Genomic DNA, 14,192 nt, shown 5'->3' with positions numbered 1-14,192 from the left:
AATCGCATTAACGACAGGCGTCTTCGCTCTGATAACCCATCCGCCAGCTCACGGCTCGGGTTGCCGCCAGCAATTGTTGCGCCGCCGGGCCGTTCTCGTCGGCGTGGAACAATGAGGTCGGGCCGACAATGGTCATCACTGCCGCCACTTGACCGACTGCGTTAAACACCGGGGCCGATAATGCATCCACTCCCGGCATCAATAAGCCATGCACATGATGCAGGCCGCGTTCGCGGATTTGTTCGCACAACATCGCGTAGGCCTGATCGTCGGCCAAGGCATGAGCGGTGCCGATTTGCAGTTCCTGCTCGCGTAAATCGATGGTTTCGCGTTTGGGCAGAAACGCACCAAATACCAGACCGGTGGAGGAGCTGAGCAGCGGTAACACCGAGCCCAATTGCGTCACCACCGTCACCGCGCGCACCGCCGGTTCGATGTGCACCACCGTTGCACCCTGATTGCCCCACACCGCCAGAAAACAGGTTTCGTTCAGTTCATCGCGCAACTCGGCCAGGGGCAGGGCGGCGACTTTCAGCACGTCCATACTGTTCAGCGCAGCAAGGCCTACGCGCAACGCTTCACGGCCCAGACCGTAATGGTTGGTGGCGGGGTTCTGCTCGGCAAAACCGCTGGCGATCAGCGCCTGTAAATAGCGGTGAACCTTGCTTGCCGGCATCTGCACGTGTTCGGCCAGGCGCGACAACGAGGTGGAGGGCGACAGCTCGGCGAGCGCCTTGAGGATGTCGGTGCCGACCTCGGCCGAGCGGACTTTCTGTTTACCGTTGCTTTCGCTGGTCATGGAGGCGGTGTGATCCCGGGACGAATGGGCGTCTTTATAGCTTGACGGTCAATACCAATCAAATTACGTTATGCGTAATTGAATTACGATAAAAATAACTTCCCGTTCAGGAGGCTCCATGAACCTCGATTCAACGGCGCCAGCGCTGGCTTATCAGTCAGGCTTTGGCAACGAATTCAGCAGCGAAGCGTTGCCCGGCGCACTGCCCGTTGGCCAGAACTCCCCACAAAAAGCGCCGTATGGCCTGTACACCGAACTGTTCTCCGGCACGGCCTTTACCATGCCCCGCAGTGAAGCGCGGCGGACCTGGATGTACCGCATCCAGCCGTCGGCCAATCACCCGGCATTCGTCAAACTGGATCGGCAACTGGCCGGCGGCCCGTTGGGTGAAGTGACCCCCAATCGCCTGCGCTGGAACCCCTTGGACATTCCGACCGAGCCCACCGATTTCATCGACGGGCTGGTGAGCATGGCCGCCAATTCAGGCGCGGACAAACCGGCCGGGATCAGCATTTATAACTACCGCGCCAACCGTTCCATGGAGCGGGTGTTCTTCAACGCCGACGGCGAACTGCTGCTGGTGCCGGAACTGGGCCGCCTGCGCATCGCCACCGAGCTGGGCGTGCTGGAACTGGAACCACTGGAAATCGCCGTCCTGCCTCGCGGGCTGAAATTCCGCGTCGAACTGCTCGACCCGCAAGCGCGCGGTTACATCGCCGAGAACCACGGTGCGCCATTGCGCCTGCCGGATCTGGGCCCCATCGGCAGCAACGGTCTTGCCAATGCGCGGGACTTCCTGATCCCGGTGGCCCATTACGAAAATCTCAAGCAACCGACCACCCTGGTGCAGAAATTCCTCGGCCAGTTGTGGGGTTGCGAGCTCGATCATTCGCCGCTGAACGTGGTCGCCTGGCACGGCAACAACGTGCCGTACAAATATGACCTGCGCCGTTTCAACACCATCGGCACCGTCAGTTTCGATCACCCGGACCCATCGATTTTCACCGTCCTGACCTCGCCGACCAGCGTGCACGGTTTGGCTAACCTCGACTTCGTGATCTTCCCGCCACGCTGGATGGTGGCCGAGAAGACGTTCCGTCCGCCGTGGTTCCACCGCAACCTGATGAATGAATACATGGGCTTGATCCAGGGCGCCTACGATGCCAAGGCCGAGGGTTTCGTGCCCGGCGGCGCCTCGTTGCACAGCTGCATGAGCGCTCACGGCCCCGACGGCGAGACCTGCACCAAGGCGATCAACGCTGAACTGGCGCCGGCTAAAATCGACAACACCATGGCTTTCATGTTCGAAACCAGCCAGGTGCTGCGTCCGAGCCGATTCGCCCTGGATTGCCCGCAACTGCAAAACGATTACGACGCTTGCTGGGCCACGCTGCCCGCCACTTTCGACCCGACCCGGAGATAACCCATGACTCAGACTTCCATCACTCGTAGCTGGGTTGCCTCCGCCAACGGCCACGCGGATTTTCCGCTGCAAAACCTGCCGTTGGGCGTGTTCAGCGTGAAGGGCGCCGCGCCGCGCAGTGGCGTGGCCATCGGCGACCATATCTTTGATCTGGGAGCGGCACTCGATGCCGGGCTGTTCGACGACGGTGCCGCGCGGACAGCAGTCGAAGCCACCCGTGGCGGTCAGTTGAATGCGTTTTTCGAGTTGGGGCGCGAGGCACGTGTCGCCTTGCGTGAACGCTTGATCGAGTTGTTCAAGGAAGGCAGCACCCTGCACGGCAAGATCGAAGCCCAAGGCGCAAAACTGCTGCCGCTGGCGGCGGATTGCCAGATGCACCTGCCGGCAAAGATCAATGACTACACCGACTTCTACGTCGGCATCGAGCACGCGCAGAATGTCGGCAAACTGTTCCGCCCGGATAACCCGTTGCTGCCGAACTACAAGTACGTGCCGATCGGTTACCACGGCCGCGCCTCGACCATCCGCCCGTCCGGCACCGACGTGCGGCGTCCGAAAGGTCAGACCTTGCCGGCCGGCCAGACCGAGCCGACGTTTGGCCCGTGCGCACGTCTGGACTACGAACTGGAACTGGGTATCTGGATCGGTCAGGGCAACGCCATGGGCGACTCGATCACCATCGGTGACGCCGCCGATCACATCGCCGGTTTCTGCCTGCTCAACGACTGGTCGGCGCGGGATATCCAAGCTTGGGAATACCAGCCACTGGGGCCGTTCCTGTCCAAGAGTTTCATCACCAGCATTTCGCCGTGGGTGGTGACGGCCGAAGCGCTGGAGCCGTTCCGTCGTGCACAGCCTGCGCGCCCTGAAGGCGATCCACAGCCGTTGCCGTACCTGTTCGACAAACGCGATCAGGCCGCCGGTGCCTTCGACATCGAATTGGAAGTGCTGCTGCTCACCGAAGGGCTGCGCGAGCAGAATTTGCCGGCCCATCGTCTGACCCTGAGCAATACCCAACACATGTACTGGACTGTCGCGCAGATGGTAGCGCACCACAGCGTCAACGGCTGTCAGTTGCAGGCCGGTGATCTGTTTGGCTCGGGCACGTTGTCCGGCCCTGAAAACGGTCAGTTCGGCAGCCTGCTGGAAATCACCGAGGGCGGTAAAAAGCCGATCGAACTGGCCTCGGGCGAGGTGCGTAAATTCCTCGAGGACGGCGACGAAATCATCCTGCGGGCGCGTTGCAGCCGCGAGGGTTTTGCTTCCATCGGTTTCGGCGAATGCCGTGGCAAAGTGTTGCCGGCACGCTAAGAGGATCGGGTCATGGAACTCTATACCTACTACCGTTCGACCTCGTCTTTCCGGGTGCGCATTGCACTGGCGCTGAAGGGGTTGGATTACCAGGCGCTACCGATCAACCTGATCGCGCCGCAAGGTGGCGAACATCGGCAACCGGCGTATCTGGGCATCAACCCGCAAGGCCGGGTGCCAGCCTTGCGCACCGACGAAGGCGAATTGCTGATCCAGTCACCGGCGATCATCGAGTATCTGGAGGAACGTTATCCACAGGTGCCGTTGCTCTCGAAAGACCTCGCCGCCCGCGCCCATGAGCGTGGCGTGGCGGCGGTGATCGGTTGCGATGTTCACCCGCTGCACAACGTCAGCGTGCTCAATAAGCTGCGGCAGTTGGGGCACGACGAGCCGCAGGTGGTTGAGTGGATCGGTCACTGGATCAGTCAGGGCTTGGCGACGGTGGAGCAATTGATCGGCGACAGCGGTTATTGCTTTGGCGATCAACCGGGGCTGGCGGACGTCTATTTGATCCCGCAGTTGTATGCGGCCGAGCGCTTCAATATTTCACTGCAAGCCTACCCGCGAATTCGTCGAGTGGCGGCGTTGGCGGCGCAGCATCCAGCGTTCATCGAGGCGCATCCGGCGAACCAGCCAGACATCCCTTGAAGCTTCACACCGACCCAATGTGGGCTTGCTCGCGAAGAGGCCATAACATCCGACATTGATGGTGGCAGACAGACCGCCTTCGCGAGCAAGCCCGCTCCCACAAGGGATCAGTGCACCACCGAATTGGGTGGCAAATGCCCCAGCCGTTCGGTCAGGCGAATCCGCTGGATCGGGTCGTCGCAGAGCAGCAGCGCGTGTTCCAGGTCAAAGCGCTCGGCATTCGGGCAGTCCAGCCGTTGATAGAGGCTGGCCCGGGCCAGGTAGTCGGAGGCACTGGCGTTGCCCAGTTCCAGCACGCGCTCGGCGTCGACCAGGGCGTCGATGTAGTCATCGTTCGTGAGGTGCAACTGGCGCAGGTTGCGTGACAGCCGTTGCAGCATCTGCGTAGGTTCTGCGGTCTGCAAATGCTCGGCGCTGAGCTTCATGTTCGGGCCGTACTGGCGTTGCAGCAGTTCACGACAATCGTTGGGGTACAGCCGGCGCCCACCGCACGGGTCGAGCAGGTGGTCGGCGCCTTGCACCCGCAGCAGGAAATGCCCGGGGAAGTTGACCCCGACCATAGGAATCTCCAGCCTTCTGGCCAGTTCCAGCGCGATCAGGCCCAGTGCCAGTGGCTGGCCTCTTCGGCGTTCCAGCACTTTATGGAGTAACGCCACTTGCGGGCGCAAGGGCGTGAAGTCGTCCTGGGCAAACCCCAGGTCATTCATCCGCCGCAACAACGGTTGCGCCAACTCATTTACCGGCAGCATCGGCAACCCGTAGCTGACTCGCTGTTGCAGGTCCTTGAAGTCTGCCAGTACCGCCTCGGGATTGAGCTCATTATCGTGTTCGGCGGCAATCCACAGCGCCGCCTCGAACAGCGCGGGCGGTGATCGTTGCAGACAGTCGAAAAAGCGTTGGCGCGGGGTCATCAAAATCTCCGGGGAATGCCCTCGTTTTAGCCCCGTCCCACGCTTTCGTCCAGTACCGCACACAGGCGGTAACAGGTTATGTCCGAAAACTTCGAAAGCGGTGCCGCTTATTCCGGCGCGCTTCTGCAATTTTTGTGCGCAAGCCTATACTGGCGACTACAAGAAGTGATTCGGGAGCCCTACGATGTTCGCTCTCATGCAAAGCACTCGCCTTGAATCGCTGCACCTGAGCGTCGATCCGGTCACCGGATTGAAGGCGGTGATTGCCATCCATAACAGCCGTCTGGGGCCTGCCTTGGGCGGTTGTCGTTACCTTGCCTACCCCAGCGATGAATCCGCGATCGAGGATGCTGCGCGCCTCGCCCAAGGCATGAGTTACAAGGCGGCCTTGGCCGGCCTGGCCCAGGGCGGTGGCGTTGCGGTGATTATTCGCCCGGCCCATGTGGAGAGTCGCGCCGCGCTATTCGAAGCGTTCGGGCGCTGCATTAACGAGCTCGACGGTCGCTACATCACCGCCATCGACGCCGGCACCTCAGTGGCGGACATGGATTGCATCGCCCAGCAGACGCAATTCGTCACCAGTACCACCGCCGCGGGCGACCCTGCACCCCACGCGGCCATGGGCGTGTTCGCCGGCATCCGCAGCACCGCGATGGCCCGCTTGGGCAGCGACAATCTCGAAGGACTGCGCATCGCCATTCAAGGCCTGGGCAATGTCGGTTATGCCTTGGCCGAACAGTTGCACGCGGCTGGGGCCGAGTTGTTGGTCAGCGACATCGATCATGGCAAGGTGCAACTGGCCATGGAGCAGTTGGGCGCTCATCCAATTGCCAACGATGCGCTGCTCAGCACACCGTGCGACATACTCGCGCCCTGCGGCCTGGGTGGTGTGCTTAACAGCAATAGTGTGTCGCAATTGCGCTGCGCGGCGGTCGCAGGTTCGGCCAACAACCAGTTGATCCATCTGGAAATCGCCGATCAGCTGGAACGCCGGGGCATTTTGTATGCGCCGGATTACGTGATCAATGCCGGCGGGCTGATCTACGTGTCGCTCAAGCACCGCGGGGAAGAGCTGACAACCATCACCGCGCACCTGTCGAAAATCAGTTCACGACTGACCGAAGTCTTCGCCCATGCCCAGGCAGAAAAACGTTCCCCGGCCCGGGTGGCGGATGAGTTGGCGGAGAAAGTGCTGTACCGGTGATGCTGTACGGGTGAAAAGTTTGAATCGACAAGGGAGTGAGCGCCTATCCGGCCCACTTGCTCCCCAAGCCCTGCGCCACAAGCGTCGGGCCTGATCATTGCACGCCGACCCCGCGTGCCAGGAGCCCTGTGATGCTTCACAAGGTTGAGCTGCCTTACACCCGTTTTTTATCCCCTGATGGCCAGTTGCTTGGCGATCTTCCCACCTGGGCCGACGATTTCAATCTGCTGACGCGCCTGTATCGGCAGATGGTCCTGACCCGCCTTTTCGATCAGAAAGCTGTCGCCCTGCAACGCACCGGACGCATCGGCACCTATGCGCCGACCCTGGGCCAGGAAGCCATTGGCGTGGCGGTCGGCAGCCTGATGCACGCCGAAGATGTGCTGATCCCGTATTACCGTGACACCGCCGTGCAGTTGATGCGTGGCGTGCGTATGGAAGAAATCCTGCTGTATTGGGGCGGCGACGAGCGTGGCAGCGACTTTGTCGACCCGGCGGTGGCTCAGGATTTCCCGATCTGCGTACCGATCGCTACTCAGGCTCTGCATGCCTGCGGCGTGGCCAGCGCGTTTAAAATCCGTGGTGAGCATCGGGTCGCTGTCACCACCTGCGGCGATGGCGGCACCAGCAAAGGTGACTTCCTGGAAGCCCTCAATGTCGCAGGCGCCTGGCAGTTGCCGGTGGTGTTTATAGTCAACAACAACCAATGGGCGATTTCGGTACCGCGGCGAATTCAGTGCGGTGCCCCCACTTTGGCGCAGAAAGCCATTGGCGCGGGCTTCCACGGCGAGCAGGTCGACGGCAACGACATACTCGCCGTTTATGACCGCGTGCAAGCGGCCCTCGAACGGGCGCGTCATGGTAAAGGCCCGATGTTGCTCGAATGCCTGAGCTATCGCCTCGGCGATCACACCACGGCCGATGATGCCACGCGCTACCGCTCGGCGGACGAGGTCAAGCAGGCCTGGCTCGAAGAACCGATCAAACGCCTGCAACGGTTCATGGCCGGGCAAGGTGTATGGGACGAAGGCCGCGAACAGGCGCTGATCGGCGAATGCCAGGCGCTGGTGCAAAGTGCTGTGGATAACTTTGACGCGGCGGGTTTGCAGGCGCCGGAATCGGTGATCGATCATGTTTACGCGCAGTGGCCGCAGGCACTGGCCGAACAGCGCGAAGAGTTCCTCGAACGAGTGGCGCGCCGGACGGGAGGTTCGGTCCATGAGTAACGGTAAGGTGACGCTGCTGGAAGCAGTGAATCTGGCGTTGCATCGGGCCATGCGTGAAGACGAGAACGTCATCGTCCTGGGTGAAGACGTCGGGGTGAACGGTGGGGTATTTCGCGCCACGCTGGGCCTGCGCGACAGCTTTGGTTTCAAGCGGGTGATCGACTCGCCGCTGGCCGAAACCATGCTCGGCGGGCTGGCGGTGGGCATGGCGGCCCAAGGCCTGAAACCAGTGGTGGAAATCCAGTTCATGGGGTTCATCTACGCCACCATGGAACACCTGGTGTCCCACGCCAGCCGCATGCGCAATCGTACGCGCGGGCGGATCACCTGCCCGATGGTGCTGCGTTCGCCGATGGGCGCCGGGATTCGCGCGCCGGAGCACCACAGTGAAAGCACCGAAGCACTGTTCGCGCACATTCCGGGGCTGCGGGTGGTGATCCCGTCCTCGCCGGCCCGGGCCTATGGCTTGTTGCTTGCGGCCATCGATGACCCGGATCCGGTGATCTTTCTCGAACCGACCCGACTCTATCGAATGAACCCGCAACCGCTGTTGGATGATGGCAAGCGCCTGCCGCTGGACAGCTGTTTCACCCTGCGCGAAGGCAGCGACCTTACCTTGATCAGTTGGGGCGCCAGTGTGATGGAAACTCTGCAGGCCGCGACGGTGTTGGCTGAACAGGGCGTTTCGGCGGAAGTGATCGATGTCGCCAGTATCAAGCCGCTGGACCTCGACACAATGGAGGCCTCGGTGCGCAAGACCGGTCGCTGCGTGATTGTGCATGAGGCGCCGCGCTCCTGCGGGGTCGGCGCGGAAATCGCCGCCAGTCTCTACGAACGGGTGTTGCTGGAGTTGCAGGCACCGATCCTGCGAGTCACCGCGCCAGATATTCCACCGCCGCTGTATCGGCTGGAATCGCTGTACATGCCCAGCGTCGAAGACATTCTGCACGCCTGCAACACCGTGCTGCATCACCCCTGAAGAGACGCCAGAGGCCGAGGAGGTTGTGATGAAATATTTCAAACTGCCGGATCTGGGCGAAGGCTTGCAGGAGGCGGAAATTGTCCGCTGGCACGTCAAGGTCGGCGATACCGTCAAGGCTGACCAATTGCTGGTGTCGGTGGAAACCGCCAAGGCGCTGGTGGACATTCCCGCGCCCTACGACGGCGTGGTGGCGAAAACCTTCGGTGGCGAGGGCGACATTCTGCACGTCGGAGAGCCGCTGCTCGGTTACGAAGGTGAAGCGGATGCGGGCACCGTGGTGGGACGCCTTGAGGGCGGCGGTACGAATCAGGAGGATGCATTTTTTATCGGCGCCGCGCCTTCGACCCGCGAACACCTGGCCAGCCGTGCCACGCCGGCAGTGCGTCAACTGGCTCGGCAGCTTGGCGTTGAACTGAGCGCATTGGTCGGCTCCGGCCAGGACGGCCAGATCACCCGCAGCGATGTGGAAAATGCGGCCCAGACGGAACGTGAGCGCTTCGGCGGTGAGAAGCTGCGCGGTGTGCGACGCAGCATGGCGCTGAACATGGCCAGGTCCCATGCCGAAGTGGTGCCGGTGACGATTTTCGGCGATGCCGATCTGCATCGCTGGGGGCTGGCGCGAGAACCACTGATTCGTCTGGCCAAGGCCATGGCGGCGGCCTGTGCGGTGGAGCCGGTACTCAACAGCGCCTTCGATGGCAAAACCCTGTCGCTCAAACAACACCAACGGCTCGATCTGGGCATCGCTGTGGATACGCCGGACGGTTTGTTCGTGCCGGTGTTGCGCGATGTCGGCAATCGCACGTCGGCAGACTTGAAAGAAGGCGTGATGCGCCTGCGGGCCGATGTGCAGGCGCGCTCGATCCCGCCCAAGGAGATGATGGGCGCGACGCTGACCCTGTCGAATTTCGGCACCTTGTTCGGCCGCTATGCCAACCCGGTGGTGGTGCCGCCGCAAGTGGCGATCCTCGCCGCCGGGGCGATCCGCGATGAACCGGTGGCGGTCGAGGGCGCGGTGGTGGTGCATCCGATCCTGCCGCTGTCCCTGACCTTCGATCACCGTGTAGTGACTGGCGGCGAGGCTGCGCGGTTCTTCAAGGCTCTGGTGACGGCGCTGGAACAACCCGAGGCCTGACGTTTTGCGGGCATGAAAAAGGCCCTGGGCCATTGGACTCAGGGCCTATTCAATTCGGGCATTGCTTACTTTGGCGTCTTGGCGGCTTTGGCTGGCTTGGTCGGCTCAGCGGGCGGCACTTCAACAGGTGCAGCGACTTCAACGGGTGCAGCCTTTTCAACGACTTCAGCCGGCACATTCAGCAGTTCGGACAGCGCGTCCGGCTGGCTCTTGAATGCCTTGGCGAACACATCACGGTTCTTCGCCATGTAGATCCCGGCTTCTTCCACTTGCTGTTCGGTCAGGGACGGAACGGCTTTTTGCAACACTTCAGCCAGCAATTCGGCCAGTTCGAGCATTTTGTCATGACGGTCAGCTTCGGCTTTATCCATGAACAAGCGCTCCAGATCTCGGCTGCTGCGGTATACCACTTCGACGGCCATTCACCACCTCACATGCCTTCACATTTAGTTGTCTTTGCGACTACTGTATCTATATACAGCGAAAAGGATAAGCGAATCCCTGCGCTTTGGGTAGTGGCTTTTTAATGTAGACCGTAATCGGCGTTTGTCAGGTGAACCGTGGCGCAGCCATCGCGAGCAGGCTCGCTCCCACAAGAGATCTGCGGCGTTCACAAAACCATTGTGGGAGCGAGCCTGCTCGCGATGGGGTCCGTCCAGACACCACAGAAGTGTCCAGTAGCAGCCCATCGCCATCTCACCCCACAGCCTCTGGCCTTTTTTCTGCATGCAGAACAACCGTCACGTCCAACCCGCATCATCCGCTCGAACCGAGCTAAGGAAAAATCATCGTGAAAATCAACTGGGCCGAGAACCTGCGGCAGAACGTGCACCAACTGGCCGAGTCCCTGGGCAACCTGTTCGTCGAGACCTTCCACTACCTGGCGCTGTTCGCCATCGGTGCGGTGACCGCTTGGGCTGCGGTCATGGAATTCCTCGGGATGCTGGAGAAGGGGAACATCAAGATCGATGACATCTTGCTGCTGTTCATCTACCTGGAACTGGGGGCGATGGTCGGGATTTACTTCAAGACCAACCACATGCCGGTGCGTTTCCTGATCTATGTGGCGATCACCGCGCTGACGCGGCTGCTGATCTCCAACGTCTCGCACCACAATCCGCCGGACCTGGGGATCATCTACCTGTGCGGCGGGATTCTGCTGCTGGCGTTTTCGATTCTGGTGGTGCGTTACGCCTCGTCGCAGTTCCCTTCGGTGAAGATCGAACACCCGCAGCGCAAGATCGGTGCGGGTTCCGGTGAACATCCTGAAGTGGAGAAGGGCGAGCTTTAAAGCCTCATGGCGGGCCAGGGCCGGGATTTGACCAAGGGCGGCGGCGGGTTGCGATTGTCGCCGTCGGTCATGGCTTCGAGGATGGCCACGGCGCTGTGGCCTTGTTCGATGGCGATGCCGAATTGAATGCTTTGCACCAGGCGTTTGAGGCGCTTGGGATCGTTACGCTGTTCGGCGCTGATCATCCGTTTGGCCGCCACGCGGCCACTTTTGGAGAGGGTCAGCATGATGCTGCCGTCCAGACCCTGAATGCTCAGGTTGATTTGATACTCCGGTGCAAAGGCATCGGTAATGATCTGAAAAGGGTTGTCCATAATGCGTCACCGCCTGATTGAACGTGCAGTTGTTGACGGCTGTGATCGGGATTAGTTCGCGACACCAGACCACCGGCCTTCCATGTTCATGTACTTCCATCCGTGCAACGTAGGAGGCAAAGCAAGGGGCATGCCGGGAAAACGATGGGGTAGTGAACACGGCAAAAAGAAGGCGGGCACTCTGGCCCGCCTTCTTTTTGCCTGCCCGTTTCAGGGCATGAATGAGTAGATGATCGCAGACAGTGCAATCAAACCGATCAACACCACGAACACGTTCGAGGCCTGGCCCGAGTACTGGCGCAAGGCCGGCACGCGGCGGATGGCGTACATCGGCATCAGGAACAACAGGCACGCGATGATCGGCCCGCCGAGGGTTTCGATCATGCCCAGGATGCTCGGATTGAAAGTCGCCACGGCCCAGCAGCTGAGGATCATGAACAGCGCAGTGATGCGGTTCAGCCAACGGGCGGACATGACTCGACCACGGCCACGCAGGCTTTTCACGATCAGGCCCTGAAAGCCTTCGCTGGCGCCGATGTAATGGCCGAGGAAGGATTTGGTGATTGCCACCAGCGCAATCAGCGGCGCGGCGTAAGCGATGATGGGTGTCTGGAAATGGTTGGCCAGGTACGACAGGATCGAAATGTTCTGTGCCTTCGCAGCGGCCAGATCCGCCGGGGACAACGCCAGCACGCAGCTGAAGCAGAAGAACATCACCGTGACGACCATCATGGCGTGCGCGATCGCCAGAATTCCGCTGCTTTTGCGTTCGGCTTGCTCGCCGTAACGCTGTTTCTGATCGACGGCGAAGGCGGAGATGATCGGCGAATGGTTGAACGAGAACACCATTACCGGGATCGCCAGCCACAGCGTCTGGAAGAACAACGGCATGGGCATGCCTTCACTGGCGGTGGCGAAGAACGCGCCGTTCCAGTTTGGAATCAGGCTGATACCGAGCAGCAACAACGCTGCGACGAACGGGTAAACCAGCACGCTCATGCATTTGACGATGACGCCCTGACCGCAACGGACGATGGCCATCAGGCCGAGAATCAGCCCCAGCGATAGAATCGCCCGAGGCGGCGGCGTCATGTGCAACTGGTGCTCCATCAGGCTGCTCAGGGTGTTGGTCAGCGCCACGCTGTACACCAGCAGAATCGGGAAGATCGCGAAGAAATACAGCAGCGTGATCAGCTTGCCGGCGCCGATGCCGAAGTGTTCTTCCACCACTTCGGTGATGTCCCCGGAACGACCGGATAACACGAAACGCGTCAGGCCGCGGTGGGCAAAGAATGTCATCGGAAATGCCAGCACAGCCAGAATCAGCAGTGGCCAGAAACCACCCACGCCGGCGTTGATCGGCAGGAACAGCGTGCCGGCGCCAATCGCCGTGCCATAGAGGCCGAGCATCCATGTGGTGTCGTGCTTGCTCCAGCCTTTGTGGGTTATTTCGCTATTACGTGTCAGGTCTACAGCAGGATTATCGGCGGCAGGTATATGTATTTCGGTCATCGGTATCGCCTCGTTATTGTTTTTGCTCGGGCTCACGCGAAACGGTCAGAAAATGCGCCTCAGCATTCCACCCAGCTCACCGCCAGGCCGCCCCGTGAAGTTTCTTTGTATTTGTCGTGCATGTCGGCGCCGGTATCGCGCATGGTGCGGATCACCCGGTCCAGGGAAATGAAGTGTTTGCCATCACCGCGCAGGGCCATTTGCGTGGCGTTGATCGCCTTGACGGCGGCAATCGCGTTGCGCTCGATGCACGGCACCTGCACCAGGCCGCCGACTGGGTCGCAGGTCAGGCCGAGGTTGTGTTCCAGGCCGATTTCGGCGGCGTTTTCCAGTTGCTCCGGGGTGGCGCCGAGCACATCCGCCAGACCGGCGGCGGCCATGGCGCATGCCGAGCCGACCTCACCCTGGCAGCCGACTTCGGCGCCGGAGATCGAAGCGTTTTTCTTACAGAGAATGCCTACAGCGGCGGCGCCCAAAAAGAACGCGACGACATCATCGTCCGATGCGTCCGGGTTGAATTTCATGTAGTAGTGCAGCACGGCGGGAATGATCCCCGCCGCCCCGTTTGTAGGCGCGGTGACCATGCGCCCGCCCGCCGCGTTTTCTTCGTTCACGGCAAGGGCGAACAGGTTGACCCACTCCATGGCCGACAGGGTGGAGCTGATGACATTCGGTTTGCCGATTTCCAACAGGCTGCGGTGCAATTTCGCGGCGCGGCGCGGAACATTCAGCCCGCCCGGCAGGATGCCTTCGTGACGCAACCCTTGCTCGACGCACTCGCGCATCACCGACCAGATGTGCAGCAGCCCCTGGCGGATCTCGGCGTCGCTGCGCCAGACCCGTTCATTGGCCATCATCAGCTCGGAAACCCGCAGGCCGTGCTGCTTGCAGAGCATGAGCAATTCGGCGGCACTGGAGAAATCGTACGGCAGCACCACGTCGCTGGCCGGTGCCATGCCTGACTCGGCTTCGGCCGCTTCGATGATGAAACCGCCGCCCACCGAGTAATACGTCTGCTCGAACAGCTCACCGGTTTCACCGAAGGCTGTCAGGGACATGGCGTTGGGGTGGTAGGGCAGGCTCTCGTCGAGCAGCAGGAGATCGCTCTTCCAGTTGAAGGGGATGATCGATTGACCTGCCAGACTCAGTTCGCCGGTCTCACGCAAGGTTTGGATTCGGCTGTCGATGGACGTGGGATCGATGCTGTCCGGCCATTCGCCCATCAGGCCCATGACACAGGCACGGTCGGTGGCATGGCCGACGCCGGTGGCCGAAAGCGAACCATAGAGTCGGATTTCTACCCGCCGTACGTCGTCCAGCAAAGCTTGATCGATCAGGGCTTGGGCGAAGGTCGCGGCGGCGCGCATCGGGCCGACGGTGTGGGAACTGGACGGACCGATGCCGACTTTGAAGAGATCGAAAACACTGATAGCCAT

13 protein-coding genes and 1 pseudogene are annotated in these 14,192 nt (G+C 61.1%); 8 read left to right on the top strand and 6 right to left on the bottom strand.

Features of this window, described 5'->3' with window-relative positions; genetic code table 11:
• Nucleotides 1-7 precede the first annotated feature (7 nt).
• A complete protein-coding gene (locus QMK51_RS23740) occupies nucleotides 8-799 on the bottom strand; it encodes an IclR family transcriptional regulator (RefSeq protein ID WP_258697502.1) in 792 nt (263 codons plus the stop codon).
• Between the two features lie 118 nt (nucleotides 800-917).
• Between QMK51_RS23740 and hmgA the strand changes: the two genes are divergently transcribed.
• From hmgA to maiA, 3 genes are read left to right on the top strand one after another with little or no spacing between them, the layout of a single operon-like run.
• Complete coding sequence (gene hmgA, locus QMK51_RS23735; protein WP_320392195.1) at nucleotides 918-2,222, top strand: homogentisate 1,2-dioxygenase; 1,305 nt, start codon at nucleotides 918-920, stop codon at nucleotides 2,220-2,222.
• Between the two features lie 3 nt (nucleotides 2,223-2,225).
• On the top strand, nucleotides 2,226-3,533 hold the full coding sequence (gene fahA / locus QMK51_RS23730) for a fumarylacetoacetase (RefSeq protein ID WP_320392194.1): 1,308 nt from the start codon (nucleotides 2,226-2,228) through the stop codon (nucleotides 3,531-3,533).
• Nucleotides 3,534-3,545: 12 nt separating this feature from the next.
• Nucleotides 3,546-4,181: a maleylacetoacetate isomerase gene (gene maiA / locus QMK51_RS23725; protein ID WP_320392193.1), complete on the top strand. Its 636-nt coding sequence runs from the start codon at nucleotides 3,546-3,548 to the stop codon at nucleotides 4,179-4,181.
• Between the two features lie 107 nt (nucleotides 4,182-4,288).
• Here maiA and QMK51_RS23720 read toward each other — a convergent pair whose 3' ends face one another.
• Nucleotides 4,289-5,092 carry a SirB1 family protein gene (locus QMK51_RS23720; RefSeq protein ID WP_258697498.1) on the bottom strand — a complete coding sequence of 268 codons (804 nt, stop codon included), beginning with the start codon at nucleotides 5,090-5,092 and terminating at the stop codon, nucleotides 4,289-4,291.
• A gap of 184 nt (nucleotides 5,093-5,276) precedes the next feature.
• Here QMK51_RS23720 and QMK51_RS23715 point away from each other — a divergent pair, with 184 nt between their 5' ends.
• The 4 genes from QMK51_RS23715 (at nucleotide 5,277) to QMK51_RS23700 (ending at nucleotide 9,639) form a co-directional block, all read left to right on the top strand.
• A complete protein-coding gene (locus QMK51_RS23715) occupies nucleotides 5,277-6,296 on the top strand; it encodes a Leu/Phe/Val dehydrogenase (protein ID WP_258697497.1) in 1,020 nt (339 codons plus the stop codon).
• Nucleotides 6,297-6,427: 131 nt separating this feature from the next.
• Nucleotides 6,428-7,522 (top strand): pyruvate dehydrogenase (acetyl-transferring) E1 component subunit alpha, encoded by a 1,095-nt coding sequence (gene pdhA / locus QMK51_RS23710; protein WP_320392192.1) that lies wholly within the window; start codon nucleotides 6,428-6,430, stop codon nucleotides 7,520-7,522.
• A complete protein-coding gene (locus QMK51_RS23705; RefSeq protein ID WP_258697495.1) occupies nucleotides 7,515-8,501 on the top strand; it encodes an alpha-ketoacid dehydrogenase subunit beta in 987 nt (328 codons plus the stop codon). Before pdhA ends, QMK51_RS23705 begins: the two co-directional genes overlap by 8 nt.
• Nucleotides 8,502-8,529: 28 nt before the next feature.
• The gene (locus QMK51_RS23700; protein WP_320392191.1) at nucleotides 8,530-9,639 is read left to right on the top strand and encodes a dihydrolipoamide acetyltransferase family protein; all 1,110 of its coding nucleotides are present in this window, start codon (nucleotides 8,530-8,532) and stop codon (nucleotides 9,637-9,639) included.
• 182 nt (nucleotides 9,640-9,821) lie between these two features.
• On the opposite strand, the pseudogene QMK51_RS23695 reads toward QMK51_RS23700, so the two are convergent.
• Nucleotides 9,822-10,061 (bottom strand): annotated as a pseudogene (locus QMK51_RS23695) (YebG family protein); the annotation flags it as partial.
• Nucleotides 10,062-10,429: 368 nt separating this feature from the next.
• On the opposite strand from QMK51_RS23695, the gene QMK51_RS23690 reads away from it, so the two are divergent.
• A complete protein-coding gene (locus tag QMK51_RS23690) occupies nucleotides 10,430-10,930 on the top strand; it encodes a phosphate-starvation-inducible protein PsiE (RefSeq protein ID WP_258697493.1) in 501 nt (166 codons plus the stop codon).
• On the opposite strand, the gene QMK51_RS23685 is transcribed toward QMK51_RS23690, so the two are convergent.
• The 3 genes from QMK51_RS23685 to QMK51_RS23675 form a co-directional block, all read right to left on the bottom strand.
• Entirely contained in the window at nucleotides 10,927-11,244 is a 318-nt protein-coding gene (locus tag QMK51_RS23685; protein ID WP_320392190.1) for a DUF3509 domain-containing protein, read from the bottom strand. The two genes, QMK51_RS23690 and QMK51_RS23685, sit on opposite strands and share 4 nt — an antisense overlap.
• A 210-nt stretch (nucleotides 11,245-11,454) precedes the next feature.
• Nucleotides 11,455-12,756, bottom strand: a complete 1,302-nt coding sequence (locus tag QMK51_RS23680; protein ID WP_320392189.1) for a serine/threonine transporter — start codon at nucleotides 12,754-12,756, stop codon at nucleotides 11,455-11,457.
• Between the two features lie 59 nt (nucleotides 12,757-12,815).
• Nucleotides 12,816-14,192: an L-serine ammonia-lyase gene (locus tag QMK51_RS23675; RefSeq protein WP_320392188.1), complete on the bottom strand. Its 1,377-nt coding sequence runs from the start codon at nucleotides 14,190-14,192 to the stop codon at nucleotides 12,816-12,818.

The organism is Pseudomonas sp. P9_31, assembly GCF_034008235.1.
Lineage (GTDB): Bacteria > Pseudomonadota > Gammaproteobacteria > Pseudomonadales > Pseudomonadaceae > Aquipseudomonas.
The sequence above is the reverse complement of the archived record's forward strand: the minus strand, read 5'-3'. Positions and strand labels throughout refer to the sequence as shown.

Bases quoted from the DNA above. Each gene is read 5' to 3' on its own strand.
- QMK51_RS23740 (WP_258697502.1), bottom strand. From the start codon at position 799: ATGACCAGCGAAAGCAACGGTAAACAGAAAGTCCGCTCGGCCGAGGTC.
- hmgA (WP_320392195.1), top strand. From the start codon at position 918: ATGAACCTCGATTCAACGGCGCCAGCGCTGGCTTATCAGTCAGGCTTT.
- fahA (WP_320392194.1), top strand. From the start codon at position 2,226: ATGACTCAGACTTCCATCACTCGTAGCTGGGTTGCCTCCGCCAACGGC.
- maiA (WP_320392193.1), top strand. From the start codon at position 3,546: ATGGAACTCTATACCTACTACCGTTCGACCTCGTCTTTCCGGGTGCGC.
- QMK51_RS23720 (WP_258697498.1), bottom strand. From the start codon at position 5,092: ATGACCCCGCGCCAACGCTTTTTCGACTGTCTGCAACGATCACCGCCC.
- QMK51_RS23715 (WP_258697497.1), top strand. From the start codon at position 5,277: ATGTTCGCTCTCATGCAAAGCACTCGCCTTGAATCGCTGCACCTGAGC.
- pdhA (WP_320392192.1), top strand. From the start codon at position 6,428: ATGCTTCACAAGGTTGAGCTGCCTTACACCCGTTTTTTATCCCCTGAT.
- QMK51_RS23705 (WP_258697495.1), top strand. From the start codon at position 7,515: ATGAGTAACGGTAAGGTGACGCTGCTGGAAGCAGTGAATCTGGCGTTG.
- QMK51_RS23700 (WP_320392191.1), top strand. From the start codon at position 8,530: ATGAAATATTTCAAACTGCCGGATCTGGGCGAAGGCTTGCAGGAGGCG.
- QMK51_RS23685 (WP_320392190.1), bottom strand. From the start codon at position 11,244: ATGGACAACCCTTTTCAGATCATTACCGATGCCTTTGCACCGGAGTAT.
- QMK51_RS23680 (WP_320392189.1), bottom strand. From the start codon at position 12,756: ATGACCGAAATACATATACCTGCCGCCGATAATCCTGCTGTAGACCTG.
- QMK51_RS23675 (WP_320392188.1), bottom strand. From the start codon at position 14,192: ATGGCTATCAGTGTTTTCGATCTCTTCAAAGTCGGCATCGGTCCGTCC.